This window comes from Agrobacterium genomosp. 2 str. CFBP 5494, from assembly GCF_900013495.1.
Taxonomy (GTDB): Bacteria; Pseudomonadota; Alphaproteobacteria; order Rhizobiales; family Rhizobiaceae; genus Agrobacterium; species Agrobacterium pusense.
In genome coordinates this window covers 2,223,595-2,240,725 of the sequence record NZ_LT009718.1, presented here as the reverse complement: position 1 = coordinate 2,240,725, position 17,131 = coordinate 2,223,595, and the positions used below count along the sequence as shown (strand labels likewise).

Genomic DNA, 17,131 nt, shown 5'->3' with positions numbered 1-17,131 from the left:
CTGTCAACAAGGCTTGCCGGTGATGAACGAGATGATCACGCCTGCAACGATTCTTGAGCATGACGGCATCAAGCAGCCTATCAAGGAATGGGCGCTCGACTACGGCATTACGCCTGCCATCATCATGGCGCGTATCGAACGCGGACAGACCATCGCCGACGCCATCACCACGCCGATGAAGACCGGCTTTCGCGAGCAGAAGCTTGCAAGCCGCGACATGGAAGCTCTCATTCGGGCCAGTTCTCGGCGTCAGGAATCGGAGAGACGTAAGATCGCTTCGGCCATTCACGGGGCAAATGTTCGCCGTTCCAACCGCAATGTTGCAAAGGTTCGCAGTTCCGGTCGCAATGTTCTCATGTTGAGCCATCAGGGCGAAACCCTCTCCCTCTTGGAATGGGCCGAACGCACCGGCTTGAATGCCGTCACCATCCGCGCCCGGCTTTATGCAGGCTGGGAGATTGAGCGCGCTCTTACCGCGCCAGCCTTCCCTACGAGAGTAAGTAGCCGTGCCGCTCGTGCGAGAGAAGTCGGTATTGATCCTCGCACCGTCGAAAGCCGCCTTCGCCGTGGTTGGACGCTTGAAGATGCTTTGACGCATGAACCCCACAAGGGTGTGCGACCGGGGGTGCCTTCCGACTTTGCGCCTTCGAAGGGGACCGGCGCGGGGAGCACCGCACAACAGACGCCGAATATAACTTTTTCAGGAATTGACGCATGATCGCCGTAAGCCTCGACCTCGCCAAGGCTCATATGCAGGTGGATAATGCCACCGATGATGAGATTATCACGCTCTATATCGACGCCGCTGAAACGTGGGCCGGGAACTACATCGGCAAGCCTATCGCCGATCTTGATCCCATTCCGGCAGACGTGAAGCTCGCCATTTTGAAGCTTGTCGCCTTCTATTATGAGGTTCGCAGCCTCGCAACCTATGGCTTTTCGGTCGATATGGCACCGCAGGGCGTGACCGCGATCCTCGACAGCTACCGTGAAAGGTGGTTCGGCGATGGCGAGTAAGAGCAATAACGGCCTCTCCGAAACGCTTGCAGCCTTCGACAGGATCGCCCGCGCGCCGCGTGAGGCCGTCATTCCAGCATTGCGCAAGTCCGGTGATGAGCTTGCCCGTTATCAGAAGGTCCTTGCCGAAACGTCCCGCGACACTGGCGCGCTTATCGACAGCATCGCCGTGACCATGCCCGGCCATTCCACTCCCGCTTATAGCCAGCCCGGCGGCGCACGCGTTGCCGGTGAAACGGAAGTCATTGTGACCGCTGGCAACAGCGATGTTCGCTATGCCCACCTTGTTGAATACGGCACGTCCGACGCCGAAGCGCAGCCCTTCTTTTGGCCCGCCCTCCGTCTTCTCCGCAAGCGCCTGCAAAACCGCATCAATCGTGCCGCAAAAAAGGCCGTGAAAGACGCATGGAATGATTGAACCGACACTCGCTTTACAGACCGCTATTCGCGCGCGCCTCATTGGCAAGCACGACGTGACAGACCTTGTTCAGGCAGACCATATCCGGGTAGGCAGCACCCGGCCCGACAAGACGCCGTGCATCATTATGAGCGATGGCAACACCGCCTTGCACGGCCACGACTACACCGCCCAGCGCATGGCGTGGGTGTATCTCGACATTCATATCTGGACGCTGGACGCCGGACAGGACGCGGCGAAGGAGATTGCGGGCGTCGTGACCGCAGCCCTCGACAAGCGCAACCTCGCTATCGACGGCGGCTATTGCGACCACTTCAAGGTAACGGCCTCCCGGTTCCCGCGCGATCCTAACCCCGCCTATGGTCATGGCGTCCTGTCCGTCGAAGCCCTCATTCGGTGGATTGTCTAATGCTCAATATCGGCATGATGAACCGCAGCATCACCATCGAACGCAAGACGGAAACCGTGTCACCGTCCGGCGATCCTCGCGAGACGTGGACTCCGGTCGCAACTGTTCGGGCCGAACTCATCCAGCAGACGGCAAGCGAGTTTTTCACCGGCTTCGGCGAGGCAGAGACCGGCACCGTAATTTTCCGTGTCCGTTATCGTCCTGGCATCACGACCGCCGACCGCGTGACCTATGACGGCACGGCCTACGGCATCAAGGAAATCAAGACCATCGGTAGGCGTCATGCGCTTGAACTTCGCGGCGAGGCCCTGACGTGACCCACCTTCGCGGCGTCAAGCCCGCCCTCGCACCCGACCGCGCACCGCTCACGAAGGCACCGACCGCGCCTAAGTGGATGACGGATGACGCCCGCGCGGAGTGGAAGCGGATCATGCCGCGTTTGATTGAAGATCGCATTATCACCCGCGCCGACCTCACCGGCATTGAAAACTATTGCGTAGCAGTGGGCCGCATCCGGGAGATTGAGGCCATGTTCCGCGCGTCGGGCACCTTGGACAAGACCCTTTTCGGGATGCAGAACCGGGCGATGCAGACGGCCCGGCAGCTTGCGGCAGAATACGGCTTGTCGCCGGTATCGCGCGCCCGTGTCAGCAGTGCAGCCGATAGCGACGATGACAATGACAATCCGATGAGCGTCGGCAGGAGCCGCGCCTATGTCTAAGAGCGCGTTTCCGCAGTGGATTTATGACGGCAGCGCCATCGCCGACCCGTTCGGCTATGGGCAGGAGGCCGTCGATTTTATCCGCGCCTTGAGGCACCCGGCGAGCACGGCACCGAAGGGGCGGTTCCAGCTTTACGACTTTCAGGACCGCATGACCCGGCGCATCTATGGCCCGCGTAACGCCGACGGAAGCCGGATCGTTCGCACGGTCTTCCTGATGCTGCCCCGTGGCAACCGCAAGACCAGTATCGCCGCAGCGTGGGCGCTTCTTCATACCATCGGCCCGGAAGCCCGCCCGGCTGGACAGGCGATTTTTGCAGCGTCCGACCGCGAACAGGCGGGCATTGGCTTCAAGGAAGCGGCTAACATTGTGCGCGAAGATCGCCGCATCGTTGCCGCGACCCGCATCTATGACGCCCACAACTCGGCGAAGAAGATCATGTGTCGCCCGAACAAGGCCGAACTGCTTGCCGTATCGAGCGACGGCGCGGCCCAGCACGGCAAGACGCCCAGCTTTGTGCTTGTCGATGAAATCCACGCTTGGAAGGGCCGCGACCTTTGGGAGGCCCTCAAGTCGGGCATGGCGAAGGTTCCCGACACCCTGATGATCATCGCCACGACCGCAGGCCGTGGACAGGAGAACATCGGTTTTGAGCTTTACGATTATGCCCGAAAGGTGGCGACCGGCGAGATTGACGACCCGTCGTTTCTGCCGATCATCTTCGAGGCTGAACCCGGCGACGATTGGCGTGACGAAGCCGTATGGCACAAGGTCAATCCCGGCCTTGCCAACGGCTTCCCCGATCTCGGCGGCTTGCGCACGATGGCACGCGAGGCCGAACACCGGCCTGCCGAACGGTTCGCGTTCCAGCAGTTCCACCTTAATATGTGGCAGGCGGCCTCCCGCGATCCTCTGTTTGATATGGCCGTCTATGACGCGGGCCGTGATGCGAACTTCGACCTCGCCGACCTTGAGGGCTTGCCGTGCTGGCTTGGCGTTGACCTGTCCCGTTCCGGCGACCTCACGGCAATTGTCGGCGCATGGCGTCATGAAGATGGCCGGATCACCGTCCACCCGTGGTTCTTCCTGCCGTCCGAAGGCTTGGAAGACAAGGCGAAGGTCGAACAGGTTCCATATACCCGGTGGCGCGACGACGGCCTTTTGACTGTGATCGACGGCCCGGTGATCGAACCCGACGTGATCGCCGACAAGATCGTAGACCTTTGCGGCACCTACGATGTTCGCGAAGTTGTCTTCGACCCGTCGCTTGCCGGGCCGCTCATGGGCAAGCTCATCGATCACGGCATCAACGTCTTGCAGCTTCCGCAGACGGCCAAGCACATGCACGGCCCGATTTGCGACCTTGAGCGGGTCGTGAATGGCCGTCGCATCCGGCACGGCGCGCACCCGATCCTTCGCAATCATTTTGAGAGCGTCGTGGTGAAGCGCGCCACCAATGCGGGCGAACTGACCACGATGCACAAGGGCACTCGCCATTCGAACCATATCGACGGCGCGATTGCGTCCGCGTTGTCCGTCTTCCGGGCAGCGGCGAACGATAACGCGCCGACCCTGCACGAACTTGACCCTGACGAATACGCCGCCCGCATGGATGCCATGTGGGACGAAGCAGCATAAGGAAATTTAGCAATGGATGATACGCAGCGCCTTGTCGTCAGCCTTGAAGCCCGCATGACGAAGTATGAGCGGGACATGGCCCGCGCCCGGAACGCCACGAACGACAACTTCAAGAAGATGGAAGGCCGCGCCCAGCAGTCGGCCCGGAACATGGAACGGTCGATGAGCCGGGCGTCCGCGTCCATCGGCGAAAAGCTCGAAGGCATGTTTGCCCCCCTCATGAAGGGCGGCGCGGTTGTCGCTGGCGTAGGTGGCGCTGCCATCGCGCTTAAGGAAATTGCCGACAGCGTTGCCGAAGTGGACCGTGAGGCCCGCAAGGCTGGCGTTTCTTCGAAGGTATGGCAGCAGTGGACCTATGTTGCGACCGCGACCGGCATGAGCATTGACGGCGTAACCGACGCCCTCAAGGAATTGAACATTCGCGGCGACGAATTCGCCAAGACCGGTAAAGGTAGCGCGGAAGAAGCTTTCCAGCGCCTTGGCTACAGCGCGACCGACGTTGCGCAGAAGTTGAAAGACCCCAGCCGGTTCATGGATGAGATTATCGGCAAGTTGCAGACGATGGACCGGGCAGCACAGACCCGCATTCTCGATGAGGTATTCGGCGGAACCGGCGCGGAAGAGATGGCAAAGGTTCTCGGCCTGTCCGTAGTCGAAATCCAGAAGATGCGCAGCGAGGCCGCAACCTTCAGCGATGAGCAGGTAGAGGCCGCGAAGAGGATCGACCGCGAATTCTCGACGCTCTGGAGGAATTTTTCGGTCTATGCCAAGCAGGCGGCGATTGAAGGCGTCAACGTCGCATCGAAGGTAATCGGCGCGATCAATGACCCTTCAGGCGGTGCGCGGGACCGTGCCGTGAATGCCTACAACAGCCCCGAAGCGCAGCTAAAGCGCCTTCAGGATCAGCGCACGCGCATCCTTCGCCAGATTGCCGACACCGAAGCAAACCCGCTCAACCTGATGAAGGAAGTCGAGCTTCGCCAGCTTCGCGCGGCCCTGTCTGCCGTGGATGAACAGATGCATGACGTGACGGGCGACAGCGACGATTTCAAGCAGGCGCTCAAGGAACTGTCCGCAGCGAGCAACAGCTTGTCCGGCGCGTTCGGTAGCAACGTCACGGCAGCGGCGAACTTCAAGACCGCCCTTGTCGAACTCAAGAACCTCGTGCCGGAACTGAAGGCGGAAATGGACAGCCTTGCGACCGCGAACGGCATTGACGCTGCCTATCAGCGCGCCGTGGGCAGCGCCCGCACCATGGGGGAGGTGTTGAATGCGACTAGCATCGCAAACCGCGCGAAAACGACCTTGAGCGTCAACGCTGCGAAATCTGACCCTACCGCCTTCCTCGCTGCTAATCTGGCGAACGGCAAGAGCAGCAGCCACATTGACGGGATGGCATCGGCCTTCGCCGAAAAGCTCGCCACCATGCTTGCATCAATGCCCGAAAATCTGAGGGGCGATATCACCATCAATTCCGGCTATCGGGATATTCAGCGCCAGCAGCAGCTTTGGATTGACGCTCTTAAGAAGTATGGCTCGCCGGAAGCGGCGCGGAAGTGGGTCGCGCCGCCCGGCAACAGTCAGCACAACAAGGGCAACGCTGCCGACCTCGGCTATGCTTCAGACGCTGCCCGGAAGTGGGCGCACGAAAACGCAGGAAATTTCGGCCTTTCTTTCCCGTTGGCAAACGAGAACTGGCATATCGAAGATACCGACGCCCGGAACAAGGCCAAGAGTGCCGAACTTGACCGGCAGACGGAAGTCATTACCCGGCAGAATGACGCACGCCGTAACCTTAACCAGTCCGTGCAGGAAGGTCTCGATCTTGCCCGCTTCGAACAGTCGATTTCCGGCATGTCTGTAGCGCAGCAGCGTATCGAGCTTGATGTCTATCGTGCGCAGCAGGAGGCCAAGCGGGCGGGCATTACGCTTTCCGAAGAGGAATTGCAGAAGCTTCGCGAGAAGATCGCGCTAACTCAGCAGATTGACGGTGAGAACAAGAAGGCCAGTGACAGTGCCGAAGGCTTGAAAAATGCGCAAAAGTTCTTCGCGGAGTCCTTCACGAACAGCCTTTCCGGCCTTCTCACCGGAACGCAGGATTTGAATGGCGCGGTTCGCAGCCTCATCAACAGCTTGATTGACGCAACGCTTCAAGCCGCGCTTCTCGGCAAGGGACCGCTGGCCGGATTGGCTGGCGTGGGGAGCGGCATTTTCGGTGCGATCTTCGGTTTCGCTGACGGTGGCTATACCGGCGACGGCGGAAAGTATGAACCCGCTGGCGTGGTCCATAAGGGCGAATACGTCATGTCGAAGAAGGCAACCAGCCGGATCGGCGTCGGCAACCTCGAAGCCCTTCATCGTGGCGCGCTAGGCGGTTATGCAGATGGTGGTTTTGTCACCGATGCACCCCCGATCCGCAAGCCGGACTTGAGGGCGGCGAACACCAACACCGCGCCTGTCCAGAATATCACTATCTCGGCACCCGTCACCGTCAACGCCAATGGTGGTGATCCGGCGCAGAACGCCGACCTTGCGAAACAGGTAGGCAGGCAGATGGAACAGCAGATGCGTGGCCTTGTAGCCGATGAACTTCGCCGTCAGTCGCGGCCCGGAGCATTCGGCAATACCAGAAGCCGCTAATTTGACTCATAGCGAGTCACTGGCGCGTTTTGCGCACCCGGATGCATCTTGCTCATCCGCGAGTGCAAACGCCTCTCAGTGACTCGCAACGTCGCGAACATTGGGGATTCACTTCAGGAATGTTTTCCTGTATGTTGTGCCAATCGAATTATTTCTGCTTATCGAAGCTCTTGCTCCCGATTTTCGCTATAATACGAAAATGGCCCCGTCAGTTACTCGCTGACAGGGCCGGAGAATAAAAGCTGCCGCAAACAGCTTTGATATGGTTATAGGATAGTATTCCTACCACGTCAATCCCGATGCGGCGCCCTTCTTGGAGTGTCGTTAGCTCCAAGAGGCCCATACTGGCCTTGGACTTGAGGAACGGCGCGGGAACATGACCGCCATCTTCGCTGCCAGATCACGGAAGCCGGAACACCCGCTCCCCTATGGAGAACATAGGACGCCTGTTTCGTGGGCTGGAATGCCCTGAAGCGAAAGCCAGATGCCAAGGCATCGAAAGACCCCAAAAGATGGACGCAATGTGAACGCTGACAGGATCAGCAACCACAACGTCCGGTCACGTATCGATTGAAGGAAAGTCGAGCGTGGCGCACCTACCGCTATGCCCGCAAGGGCAGGATTACGGAGTGCTACTAGGCAAATGGAAGCCGCCTAGTGGGCCTAACCAGCCAGAACTCTTCACCACCTGTTTGACGCAGAAAATCCCCCTCGACTTGAACCCGCCGACCGCTCGCCCGGTCGGTTTTTATATGTGGTTCAAGTCGAGGGGGAATAAGTCCTATTCCCGCAGGTGATTATGATGTGATGATGATTAGAAGATGCTGAGACAGGACAAACGAGCGATAGCGAGTTTGCAAGGCCGAAGGCCGCGCAGGGAGGGAGCGAAGCGACCGAGTGTCGCTCCAGCCGCGTAGTGTCGTCTTCCTGCCATCCCGGCGCGGCAACTTTTTTCGACTTTCTGACGCGCTCGCTCAGGCAGACCGCTATAACTCAAGTATTAACCGGTTGTCCAAGCAGGCCGGACGCAACGGCTTCCATTCATTGCGTCCGGCACCCTTCTAGCCCCTCACGTTCTCGTCGGCGTGAGGGGCTTTTCGTGCCCGCGTGGACGAGATAAGTAAGCGCTTACTTATTGTTTTTATTGCGTTTTCTAAAAGTTTTGGCACTTGCCAAATCATCCGACTTGAATCACAACGATGACGCCCGATCATGGGCAGGGGATTGATACCAGACATGCAAGCAGCATCCGCATACGTCCAGAACGACACCTACCACAACGCTATCGACAAGCTTGAAGCCACTGCCCGGACGTTCGATCCGGCAGCGCCCGATATGCTCCGCAGCGCCATCATCCAAGTCCTAGGGGAAGACCTTGGGCTGTGGCCGCAGGATTGCTCACCGCTATCGGCCATCATCACCAACAACTCGAAGGAAGCAGCATAATGCCTATGCCGAAGGACACGCCCGCCGTCTTTGACGAAATCCTCGCCGACTACCGTCACGGCACCATTGACCGGCCCGACGTGCAAAAGCGCATCGCCGACGCCATCAACGCGGAACCGGACTTGCAGAAGTTCAAGGATGACCATCTCGCATGGACCGACTACGACGACGCAGTTGAGTGGATTTGAGCCACACCCGGTATGCTGAAACGCGGCCCGCCGACCACCATCGGCGGGCTTCTTGTTTCCACTGATGGCATGAGCAAGATTATCTTCTTGAATGGAGATTCGCTGATGACAGACGAAGTGCAAAAAGCGCCAGAAATCACCTTGCTCAAAAGCGAGATTGAAGCCGCAGCCGCCCGCGTAGCGGAACGCGCTGGTAACCTTACGGTTGATGGCGTTGCTGGCGTCACCCGCGAAGTGTTCGGTGGCCTTGTCGGCGACAGCTTAACACAATGGCGCAATCGGAACCTTGTGACCAAGCTCGCCAAGTCCAAGGACCACTTCGACCGTCTTGGCATACCGATCGAGAACGCAAAGGCCCTCCCGAAGGGCGAACTTTACGCAATCTTCGACGGGATGTCGAAACAGGACGACCCGCAGCTATCGGACATGTGGTCCGCTTTGATGACAAACGCAATGCGGCCCGATATTCGGTTCGTCTTGGACCCAGCACTTCCGAAGGTCTTGGAGCAGTTGAGCGGCGTGGACGCAGTTATCTTGAAGTTCTATCACGATGCCGTCGCGATCAAGGAAAAGTCTTTAGCGGGCAAGTCAGCGCCGGATAACCGCATCCGCAGCGCGGACCTAGATGAGCATCGCCGGTTCGTAAGGGACGAAGGCAATAAGGTTATTTCGTTGTTCGGTGAGGACATTGTTTCATCCTCGATAGGGAATCTGCTTCGGCTCGGCCTGTTCTACGTCGAAGGCGATTTTGACGGCAGCACCGACTTAGTGAAAATCGAACACGGCAGATACTCGGAGATCGTCGTAAATACCTCGGAGCTAAAAGACGAGCTTGCAAACATCTATTACCGGCTGAACCTGACCTACGATAACGTCGACAATCACAAGCTCACCCATTTTTACACCCACGGCACTAACCATTACCATTTCCTGCCGTATGACATGACCCGGCTCGCCAATCGTTTGTTAGAAGCCTGCACGGTAAAATAGCTTGTGGCCATCGTCCGCAATTTTGATCCGCCCAAGCGAAAGTATTTGCGCTCGCAAAATTGCTGAAGTTCTTTGCGACATGAGAAAAGAGTGACCGAGGTCGCGAAAGCCAGAGGTAGGCGCATAACTCCTAAGCTTTGAAACGCCATGCACAGTTGGCGCATCGGAATTGCGCCAATTCAAGCAAGGATCGGATAGTTAAAGCTCCGTGTATTTGACCCCGTAATTTGTGGTGCACGGGTCCGGCTTTCTCCAATGCATCAACTAATTGACTCCATCCTAGGAATCTCGCTACGCATTCCCTTCTAAGTGGTGATGGGGGTTCGCATTACATGCTATTTTACGCAAAAAATTTCCGCGGGTTTGGTGAGCTCCGGATAGATATAGAAAAGAATATTTTCTTGGTCGGCGATAACAGCTCCGGGAAAACATCTATAATATATCTTCTTGAATATATAACTCGGACCGACCTCAACGGTCTGCCGATCCTAATGTCCGACTTTAACGTAGGCAAATACGATTTTTTCTCGCCTTACTTCGATCATGCGGATGTCACGATAGGTTTTTCAGCTAAGGAAGATGATAGAGAAATATACCGTGTAATAACACTCAGAAAACTAAAAAAAGCCTATTCTGCAGCGGTAATAAAAAGCACAAGTGCCTCCCGGAATCGTTCGATTACCTTGCGTGAAGGCGAAGGTATTAAGGAGTTTTCGATTGTCGAGCGTGATGATCTTACGTTCGATCAAGTTCTTGAAATACATGGTGATCCAAACGCTGTTTTCACGGAATACAAAGACGGTTTTGATCGCGTTCCGGTGAACTTCCCTCAATCAGTTCTTAATGCTGTTGGTGATGACAAAGATAATTTTCAAGATTGGGTTGATATCAGTTTCGCATCCCCGCTCCCGAACTGCCGTCATATAGGGCCCATGCGGGCGATGCCGGAGAACTTTTATCAGATGGATCGCCAGTTTCATTCAACCGGCTCTCATTTTGCTATAATGATGCGCGATGTTGAATCGGCGCCAAATAAGAATAAGTCAAAATCGTCAATAAGGAAATTCGGAAAAGAAAGTGGGCTCTTCCAAGATTTCAAAGTAAAAATGGTATCGGCCTCTATAGGGAATCCTCTGCTAAACGTAGTGGTGAAGAAGAATAGCAGAGAGTTCTTGATAAACCAGGTCGGAATCGGTGTTTCTCAAGTCGCACCTATCTTAGCAGAAACCCAGGCTTTTGCTCATGGCATCGTCAGCAGTAGCCTAATACTTATCGAGCAACCGGAGCTACACTTGCATCCCATTGCTCAAGCGGCACTGGGTGAATATCTATGGGAAATGACTAATTTCGGGCTCAGGTTTGTTATCGAAACCCACAGTGATTATTTGATTGATAGATATAGAGCTAAAATAAAGGAGAATAAAGGTAAAAACAGTGCAATGATTTTGTATTGCACTAATGGACCAGATGGCAATACAGCATCAGAAGTTGAAATAGCCGATGATGGTAAATTGGTCGGGGCGCCAAAGAGTTACCATCAGTTCTTCCTAAACGAAATGGGAAGGACAATTTTCTAATGGCAAGGGTTATTTTGGATAGCTGCATAATCGGAGAAAAATGGTTCACTGATAAAATTCTCCCGGGTTTACTTGAGGATGAAAACGTAACCTTCACCTACACTGAGCACGAAAAAATGGTGGGAGAGCTGGAGCAAGCTCGAAAGTTACAAAAAATATACAAGTTGATGGGGGACGCTGGCCGACGAAATGATGTCACTTCTTCAGAAGCCAAAAAGCATATTCAGGCCTTAGAACGTAACCAACATTGGCAGCGTGAAGAGGATAACTGCGATGACCCCCACATATTCGCTATGGTATACTCAAAACCGACGCGCTTTGTCTTTACTACGGACAAAAGAATGGGGAGGTGCCGGGACTGTATGATTCGCGTAATCAACAAGAGGTATAGCAATTTCCTTCTCGTCATGTCTGAAAGCACTTATAAGAAACTCAGGGCAGAAATCCATGCCGCATGAGCTAATACCCGTTGAAGTGTCGTTCCAATGGCTTTGAAAGGTCTCATGGTGGGTGTTGATGAGAGATTTACTTTACAATCTCGATCAGCACTCGCTGCCGTATGCGTGGCGACTGTGAGGCCTATTCAAATTATTTTGCTTTGTTGATTCGGTTGCATCAGCGGCTGATTTCGCTTTATTGTGCCAGTGGCAGATGGAACGAAGTGCAGCCCGTCACAGTGTTACAAAGAGTGGAAATTGTCGTTGTTTTTCAAAGGCATTGCAAATTTCGAATCTCTCCACTCCGACCATTTTAAGGCAAAGCATCAGCTTTCCGGCGTAACCTCTTCCCATAAATCGTCATTATTCCGCTGGCGGGCCGGCCAAAGTGCTTTCCGCCGTACCGATTGTCATGACATTGCCGCGCCATGCCACTGCGCTGCCAATCCAGCTTCTCGTCCAGATGACGGGCATGATGATGTCCCGTGCGATCATGGCCGGCAGGGTATGGAGCGATATTGGCCACCCGTTGAGGGCGGTCAGGGCCAATTCGGGGCCGTATATGAGGACGAGGACGGCGAGGGCGGTCGCTAAGAGGTTCACGTCCATCATGGCCGCCGCGGTGAGTGCGAACAGAAGCGGGGGAAGTGCGCCCGTCAGGATTTCCGGCGCGAAATATTGCGGGAAGGTCACGCGCCTTAGCCGCGCCCAGCGGGCCTGGCGTGACCAGATCTCGCCGGCGTGACGCTGGCCGAGCGGTTGCTCGAAAGGGGCGGAGACAAGATGCACCCTGCGGCCAGCGTTCCGCACCAGCTTCGTCGAGGCGGCGTCTTCGGCGATTTCGGCGGCGAGGGCGCGGATACCCCCATGGTCTTCGAGGAACGGTTTGTTCCACAACATGGATTTGCCCTGCGCGAAACCCATTCCGATGGCTTCTGCCGCATATTGCCAGCGGCCCTGCGCGCCGTTGAGGAAGGCGCATTCCACATGCGCCCAGAAACCCGTCGGCCGCGAGCCCAGCGGCGGGGAGCACACGAGGCCGCTGTCTTTCCGCCAGGCCGACATCATGCGCGTCACGTAGGATTTCGGCATCAATACGTTCGAATCGGCGAGGATGACCCATTCATGCCGGGCGGCCAGCCAGCCCTTGACGCAATTGTTCAGTTTTGGATTGGCACTGATCCGGTCGTCGCCGATGAGCAATTGCGCTGAAACGGAAGGAACGGCGCTCTGGGCTTTGCGTACTTGCGCAATGACGGGGTCGAATTCATCTGCAACGCAGAAAAGCAGTTCGTAATCCGGCCAATCGAGCTCGAAGGCGCGTGACAGCGTAAGAGGGGTGAAACTTTCCACACCGCGCAGTGGCACAACGATCGAGACAGGCGGTTTTTGCCGCGCAAGGGAATTTTCCGGGTCGCGCCGCTTTAGCCGCCACCCGGCAAGGCAGATACCGAGAAGGTTGAAAGCGACGAGCAGAATTGCGCAAAGGGCAAAGACGGTTTCCATGCTGGCCAGGTCCACTCCCGAGCTTCCGGCGGTTTGTCCGCCCGGTGATTCCACGGAATTTGTCTCTGCCGATTATAACGTTTGCGTGACAGTTACATGTCACCGGCGGCAGGCGGAGTTTTCCGCGCGCGACCTCGTGCCTGAAACAGTGAACGCCAAAAGAAAAGCCCTTCGCGGAGAAGGGCCAGTCATCAACGCGGATAATGAACGTCAGTGCATGTTGAGAATATGAGCGTGGCTGCTTGCGATGAGAAACGACTCCCGCGCTTTTTCGATGTCGCATCGTCCGGCGATGGCATCGAGGCAGTTTCTGCGTGCTTCTTCATATTCCGGGCCGTGTTCTTCCGGCCAGCGGTACATCAGCATGTCCAGTGCTACCAGCGGGCTGTAGATTTCCACTGCTGCGGACAAGGGCAGGTGGATCGCCACCGGCTTCATCCACGAGGCGTGGTGACACGGCTCCGTTCTGTTGATCAGCATGTCATTCTCCTCCTGTTTCACGCGCCTTCATGGCGGTTTTCACTCTCTTTTCACTCCCATGCGCGAAATGCCCGCCTCACGAAATGGTTCCCGATCACCTAAAATGTGATCGATTGGGGGGTTCCAATTTTTCAAGATGAATGGAAGATGAACAAATAGATGAACCGGAGATGAACAAAACCGCCACCAAAGGCGTTGTAATGTCCATAAGAAGGAGAACACATATGTTCAATCTGTCAGGTATTCAGGAAAGCTTCTTTGGTGACCGCATGGCGGGCGTATGCCAGGCCATTACCTCGGCACTGGCCTTCGAATCAGGTCTCGAAAAGTCGCGCATTTCCGCCACTGTCGAAAATGACGTGATCTATCTGGAAGGCACGGCTGATTCGGTCGAGGCGATCGACATCGCCATCAACCTTGCCGCTTCCATTTCCAACTGCAGGATTCTGAGCCATATAGAGCCGGTCTACTGAACATTGCGCCAGCCGGGCGAAACATCGTCCGGCTCATTCAGACGCAATAACGCGGCAACGTCACTTCCGGTTGCCAATTTGCGCGCTGCGCACAATATCGCCAGGCTTGATGCCGTAACGTTTCGCAGCGCCGCCATTCAGTTCAAGCACGAATTTCACTGGCCCGCGGGAGCTGATGATGGCTTCCGAATGTGGAACCGCGTTTTCGTGGATGTGGGTGATGCGGCCGTCACGGCCAATGAAAAGCATGTCGAGCGGAATAAGCGTGTTCCGCATCCACATGGCGACATCACGCGGTTCACCGAAATTGAACAACATGCCGTTTTCTGGTGGCATGCTCTTGCGGAACATCAGGCCCTGTTCGCGCTGGGCATTGTTCAGCGCCAGTTCCACAGTGAAATCGTGGCTTTTTCCCCCGGCCGTTTCAATCTGCAGCGGTTCGGAGGTGAATGTCTGCTGTTGCTGCGCCTGGGCGGCGCTGGCCAGCGTGAAAAAAAGAAGCGCCATAACGGCGCTCTTCACCATATCGGGCAGGGCGGACATCAATGCGACATCCCGATCGAAACCGGGTTGTCCGGATGGATTTCCGCGGCCATCAGGCCTTTGTCGCCATCGCCATAACGCACCAGCACAACCTGCCCGGGGCGAAGTTCGGTCAGGCCGAAACGGCGCAGTGTCTCCATATGCACGAAAATGTCTTCCGTTCCTTCGCCACGCGTCAGGAAACCGAAACCCTTGGTGCGGTTGAACCACTTGACGATGGCGCGCTCCAGTCCGCTGGACGGCGTCACCTGCACATGGGTGCGCACCGGCGGCAGCTGCGAGGGGTGGACGGCGGTGGACTGATCCATGGAGAGAATGCGAAATGCCTGAAAGCCACGGTCGCGCCGCTGGATAAGGGCGACAATGCGCGTGCCTTCAAGGATCGTCTGGTAACCGTCGCGACGCAGGCAGGAAACATGCAGCAGCACATCCTGTGTGCCGTTGTCGGGCACGATGAAGCCGAAACCCTTGGCGACATCGAACCACTTCACGACGCCGGTGATCTCGGTCAGGTCCACGGCATCGCCCGAAAGGTCCTCGACATCGACTATCGTTTTCGATGACATCCTATCAGCCATATCCTGCCAACCCCTCGATTACGCGCCATACACCGGTCAACTGATTCCTGTGCGCCAGATTAACATCTTGGTAACGGTTTCACGCAAGCCCTAGTTTTTGATTTACGCAGCTGCTTTTATGTCGCCGTCCTTGTCCGGGGCTTGCGATCATGCGTTTAACGGCTTCGGACCCGTGTAATGGAGAGGAATAAAATGCGGTATCTGCACACGATGGTTCGCGTCAAAGACCTTGGCGAATCACTTAAATTCTATGTCGACCTGCTCGGCCTTACCGAAATACGCCGTATCGAGAACGAAAAAGGCCGCTTCACTCTCGTGTTTCTTGCAGCTCGCGACGACGTTGCTGCGGCGAAGGAAAACAAGGCGCCGTGCCTCGAACTCACCTATAACTGGGATAGCGAAGATTATACCGGCGGCCGCAATTTCGGTCACCTCGCTTATGAGGTCGATAATATCTACGACTTCTGCGCGCATCTGCAGCAGAACGGCATCATCATCAACCGGCCACCGCGAGACGGGCATATGGCCTTCGTACGTTCACCGGATGGTATTTCTTTCGAAATTTTGCAGAAAGGCGAAAGCCTCGCACCAGCCGAACCGTGGATATCTATGCAGAATACCGGTTCCTGGTAGGGATTTTCCGGTGAGCAGCAGCGTTTTCGGGCGCTCTTGCCTTGTCCTGAGGGGATGAGGCATAGTCCGCGAATCGAAACGGCCAGTCCCGTTTTGGGGGAAGCACACGATTCCGTTCCCGTGCTGCTGTTGGAAATAAAAGATACGGAGGCCACCCATGAAAACTGTCGAGGGCGCAAAGGGACGCGTTTCTTGTCGGCGTCTCGTCATCGCGGTTTCGTTGCTGGGGCTTTCCGGATGCGTTTCGGCGGTGACTGACGAGGAGATGGCCGCCACTGCCAAAAAGCCGGAAGTTGCCGGACAGCAGAAGCAGCAGATGGCCGCAACTGCTGCACCCGCGGCCGGTGCGCAGCAGGGGCATTATGTGGATCCCGCCGTGGCGTCAGCGGCTGGCGCGACCACGGCTCCGGCGCAGCATCAGGCAGCGGGCGGCCCGGCACAGGGTTACGGCGCTGCCGCCGATATCGCCGGACTGACGACGCAGCCAACGGGAATTTCCGCTGGAACATCAAGCATCTATTCTACCGCATCCGCAGTGCCTTCCCCGGCCGCCACGGCGCCCGGCGCGGCCGCGGCGGGCGTGCCTTCCCAGAAAATCACACCTGCGCTCAGCAGCGTTTACTCCGCCCCTGTGCAGGTGGCGCAACCGCAGCCGGTATCCGCGCCTGTTGCTGTGCCGTCAGCCGTGCAGGTACCGGAGCAGCACAGCGAGAACCGCCAGCCGGCTGCCGTGCCGGTCCCACAAACCGCATCGGAACAGCTTGCTTCGGTGCAGCCCGCGACCAGTGCCGCCATTGGCGACGAGAAGCAGGAAGGCGAAGGCAAGGGCGTCACGCTTGCAGCATTTTTCGCCGGTGCAGCCAAGAAGCGCCTGCCGAAAATGATCGAAAGCGGTTCGGCAGGTGGCACGCAGGTGGCCGCACTTCCGGGAGCGGCGGACAAGACGATGGGTATTGCGCTCTCCGGTCGCTCGATGATGTCCGACGAATTCGACGACGCTCATCTCGATGAAGAGGACGATGAACCCACCGGGCTGATGAAGCTTGCCTCGCTCTCCGGCCTGACCCGCGTCGCGCCGAACGGGCTTTTCCTGCAGACAGATCGCGTTGAAGTCGGTTGTTTCAAGCCGGAGCTCATCAGCATGATCAAGGATGTGGAGCGACATTATAACAGCCCGGCCATTGTCACCTCCGGCTACCGTCCGCCAAAGGGAATAAGGCAGGGTTCAAAACATTATACCTGCGATGCGGCTGATATACAGATCAAGGGTGTCTCCAAGTGGGAGCTTGCAACCTATCTGCGTTCCCTGCCCAACCGCGGGGGTGTCGGCACCTATTGCCATACCGAATCGGTCCATATGGACACCGGTGAACCGAGAGACTGGAACTGGCGCTGCCGCCGTACCGCCGCGCGGAAGTGATTGCGACCATTCCTTG

General features: G+C 56.8%; 20 protein-coding genes. 16 read left to right on the top strand and 4 right to left on the bottom strand.

Going from position 1 to position 17,131, the window contains the following annotated elements:
* Positions 1–22: 22 nt before the first annotated feature.
* The 13 genes from AGR2A_RS11185 to AGR2A_RS11125 all read left to right on the top strand — a co-directional run bounded on the left by AGR2A_RS11185 (position 23) and on the right by AGR2A_RS11125 (position 11,503).
* Positions 23–718, top strand: a complete 696-nt coding sequence (locus tag AGR2A_RS11185; RefSeq protein WP_072528727.1) for a hypothetical protein — start codon at positions 23–25, stop codon at positions 716–718.
* Entirely contained in the window at positions 715–1,017 is a 303-nt protein-coding gene (locus AGR2A_RS11180) for a head-tail connector protein (RefSeq protein ID WP_072494485.1), read from the top strand. The genes AGR2A_RS11185 and AGR2A_RS11180 overlap by 4 nt, the downstream gene beginning before the upstream one ends.
* Positions 1,007–1,435: an HK97-gp10 family putative phage morphogenesis protein gene (locus AGR2A_RS11175; RefSeq protein ID WP_072494484.1), complete on the top strand. Its 429-nt coding sequence runs from the start codon at positions 1,007–1,009 to the stop codon at positions 1,433–1,435. The genes AGR2A_RS11180 and AGR2A_RS11175 overlap by 11 nt, the downstream gene beginning before the upstream one ends.
* Positions 1,428–1,844, top strand: coding sequence for a tail completion protein gp17 (gene gp17 / locus AGR2A_RS11170; protein WP_072494483.1), 417 nt, complete (start codon positions 1,428–1,430; stop codon positions 1,842–1,844). The genes AGR2A_RS11175 and gp17 overlap by 8 nt, the downstream gene beginning before the upstream one ends.
* Positions 1,844–2,161 carry a phage head closure protein gene (locus AGR2A_RS11165; protein ID WP_072494482.1) on the top strand — a complete coding sequence of 106 codons (318 nt, stop codon included), beginning with the start codon at positions 1,844–1,846 and terminating at the stop codon, positions 2,159–2,161. The genes gp17 and AGR2A_RS11165 overlap by 1 nt, the downstream gene beginning before the upstream one ends.
* A complete protein-coding gene (locus AGR2A_RS11160) occupies positions 2,158–2,565 on the top strand; it encodes a phage terminase small subunit P27 family (RefSeq protein WP_072494481.1) in 408 nt (135 codons plus the stop codon). The genes AGR2A_RS11165 and AGR2A_RS11160 overlap by 4 nt, the downstream gene beginning before the upstream one ends.
* Positions 2,558–4,204 carry a terminase large subunit gene (locus AGR2A_RS11155; RefSeq protein ID WP_072494480.1) on the top strand — a complete coding sequence of 549 codons (1,647 nt, stop codon included), beginning with the start codon at positions 2,558–2,560 and terminating at the stop codon, positions 4,202–4,204. Before AGR2A_RS11160 ends, AGR2A_RS11155 begins: the two co-directional genes overlap by 8 nt.
* 12 nt (positions 4,205–4,216) lie before the next feature.
* Positions 4,217–6,844: a D-alanyl-D-alanine carboxypeptidase family protein gene (locus AGR2A_RS11150; RefSeq protein WP_072494479.1), complete on the top strand. Its 2,628-nt coding sequence runs from the start codon at positions 4,217–4,219 to the stop codon at positions 6,842–6,844.
* A 1,236-nt stretch (positions 6,845–8,080) separates the two neighbouring features.
* A complete protein-coding gene (locus AGR2A_RS11145) occupies positions 8,081–8,290 on the top strand; it encodes a hypothetical protein (RefSeq protein WP_072494478.1) in 210 nt (69 codons plus the stop codon).
* Positions 8,290–8,478: a hypothetical protein gene (locus AGR2A_RS11140; RefSeq protein ID WP_072494477.1), complete on the top strand. Its 189-nt coding sequence runs from the start codon at positions 8,290–8,292 to the stop codon at positions 8,476–8,478. Before AGR2A_RS11145 ends, AGR2A_RS11140 begins: the two co-directional genes overlap by 1 nt.
* A gap of 12 nt (positions 8,479–8,490) precedes the next feature.
* Positions 8,491–9,468 carry an Abi-alpha family protein gene (locus tag AGR2A_RS11135; RefSeq protein ID WP_072494476.1) on the top strand — a complete coding sequence of 326 codons (978 nt, stop codon included), beginning with the start codon at positions 8,491–8,493 and terminating at the stop codon, positions 9,466–9,468.
* Positions 9,469–9,800: 332 nt separating this feature from the next.
* A complete protein-coding gene (locus tag AGR2A_RS11130) occupies positions 9,801–11,045 on the top strand; it encodes an AAA family ATPase (RefSeq protein WP_072494475.1) in 1,245 nt (414 codons plus the stop codon).
* Complete coding sequence (locus AGR2A_RS11125; RefSeq protein ID WP_072494474.1) at positions 11,045–11,503, top strand: hypothetical protein; 459 nt, start codon at positions 11,045–11,047, stop codon at positions 11,501–11,503. Before AGR2A_RS11130 ends, AGR2A_RS11125 begins: the two co-directional genes overlap by 1 nt.
* Before the next feature lie 342 nt (positions 11,504–11,845).
* On the opposite strand, the gene AGR2A_RS11120 is transcribed toward AGR2A_RS11125, so the two are convergent.
* Positions 11,846–12,988, bottom strand: a complete 1,143-nt coding sequence (locus AGR2A_RS11120) for a ceramide glucosyltransferase (protein ID WP_045533862.1) — start codon at positions 12,986–12,988, stop codon at positions 11,846–11,848.
* Positions 12,989–13,198: 210 nt separating this feature from the next.
* Positions 13,199–13,468 carry a DUF982 domain-containing protein gene (locus tag AGR2A_RS11110; protein ID WP_004442357.1) on the bottom strand — a complete coding sequence of 90 codons (270 nt, stop codon included), beginning with the start codon at positions 13,466–13,468 and terminating at the stop codon, positions 13,199–13,201.
* 224 nt (positions 13,469–13,692) lie between these two features.
* On the opposite strand from AGR2A_RS11110, the gene AGR2A_RS11105 reads away from it, so the two are divergent.
* Positions 13,693–13,941, top strand: a complete 249-nt coding sequence (locus tag AGR2A_RS11105) for a BON domain-containing protein (protein WP_003522642.1) — start codon at positions 13,693–13,695, stop codon at positions 13,939–13,941.
* 60 nt (positions 13,942–14,001) lie between these two features.
* Here the strand turns inward: AGR2A_RS11105 and AGR2A_RS11100 are convergent, their stop codons facing one another.
* Together AGR2A_RS11100 and AGR2A_RS11095 are read right to left on the bottom strand one after the other, a co-directional pair.
* Positions 14,002–14,484 (bottom strand): DUF192 domain-containing protein, encoded by a 483-nt coding sequence (locus tag AGR2A_RS11100; protein WP_004442355.1) that lies wholly within the window; start codon positions 14,482–14,484, stop codon positions 14,002–14,004.
* Positions 14,484–15,062, bottom strand: a complete 579-nt coding sequence (locus tag AGR2A_RS11095; RefSeq protein ID WP_004442353.1) for a cold-shock protein — start codon at positions 15,060–15,062, stop codon at positions 14,484–14,486. The genes AGR2A_RS11100 and AGR2A_RS11095 overlap by 1 nt, the downstream gene beginning before the upstream one ends.
* A 192-nt stretch (positions 15,063–15,254) precedes the next feature.
* Between AGR2A_RS11095 and AGR2A_RS11090 the strand changes: the two genes are divergently transcribed.
* On the top strand, positions 15,255–15,695 hold the full coding sequence (locus tag AGR2A_RS11090) for a VOC family protein (protein WP_004442352.1): 441 nt from the start codon (positions 15,255–15,257) through the stop codon (positions 15,693–15,695).
* A 157-nt stretch (positions 15,696–15,852) separates the two neighbouring features.
* A complete protein-coding gene (locus AGR2A_RS11085; protein WP_072494472.1) occupies positions 15,853–17,115 on the top strand; it encodes a D-Ala-D-Ala carboxypeptidase family metallohydrolase in 1,263 nt (420 codons plus the stop codon).
* Positions 17,116–17,131 lie beyond the last annotated feature (16 nt).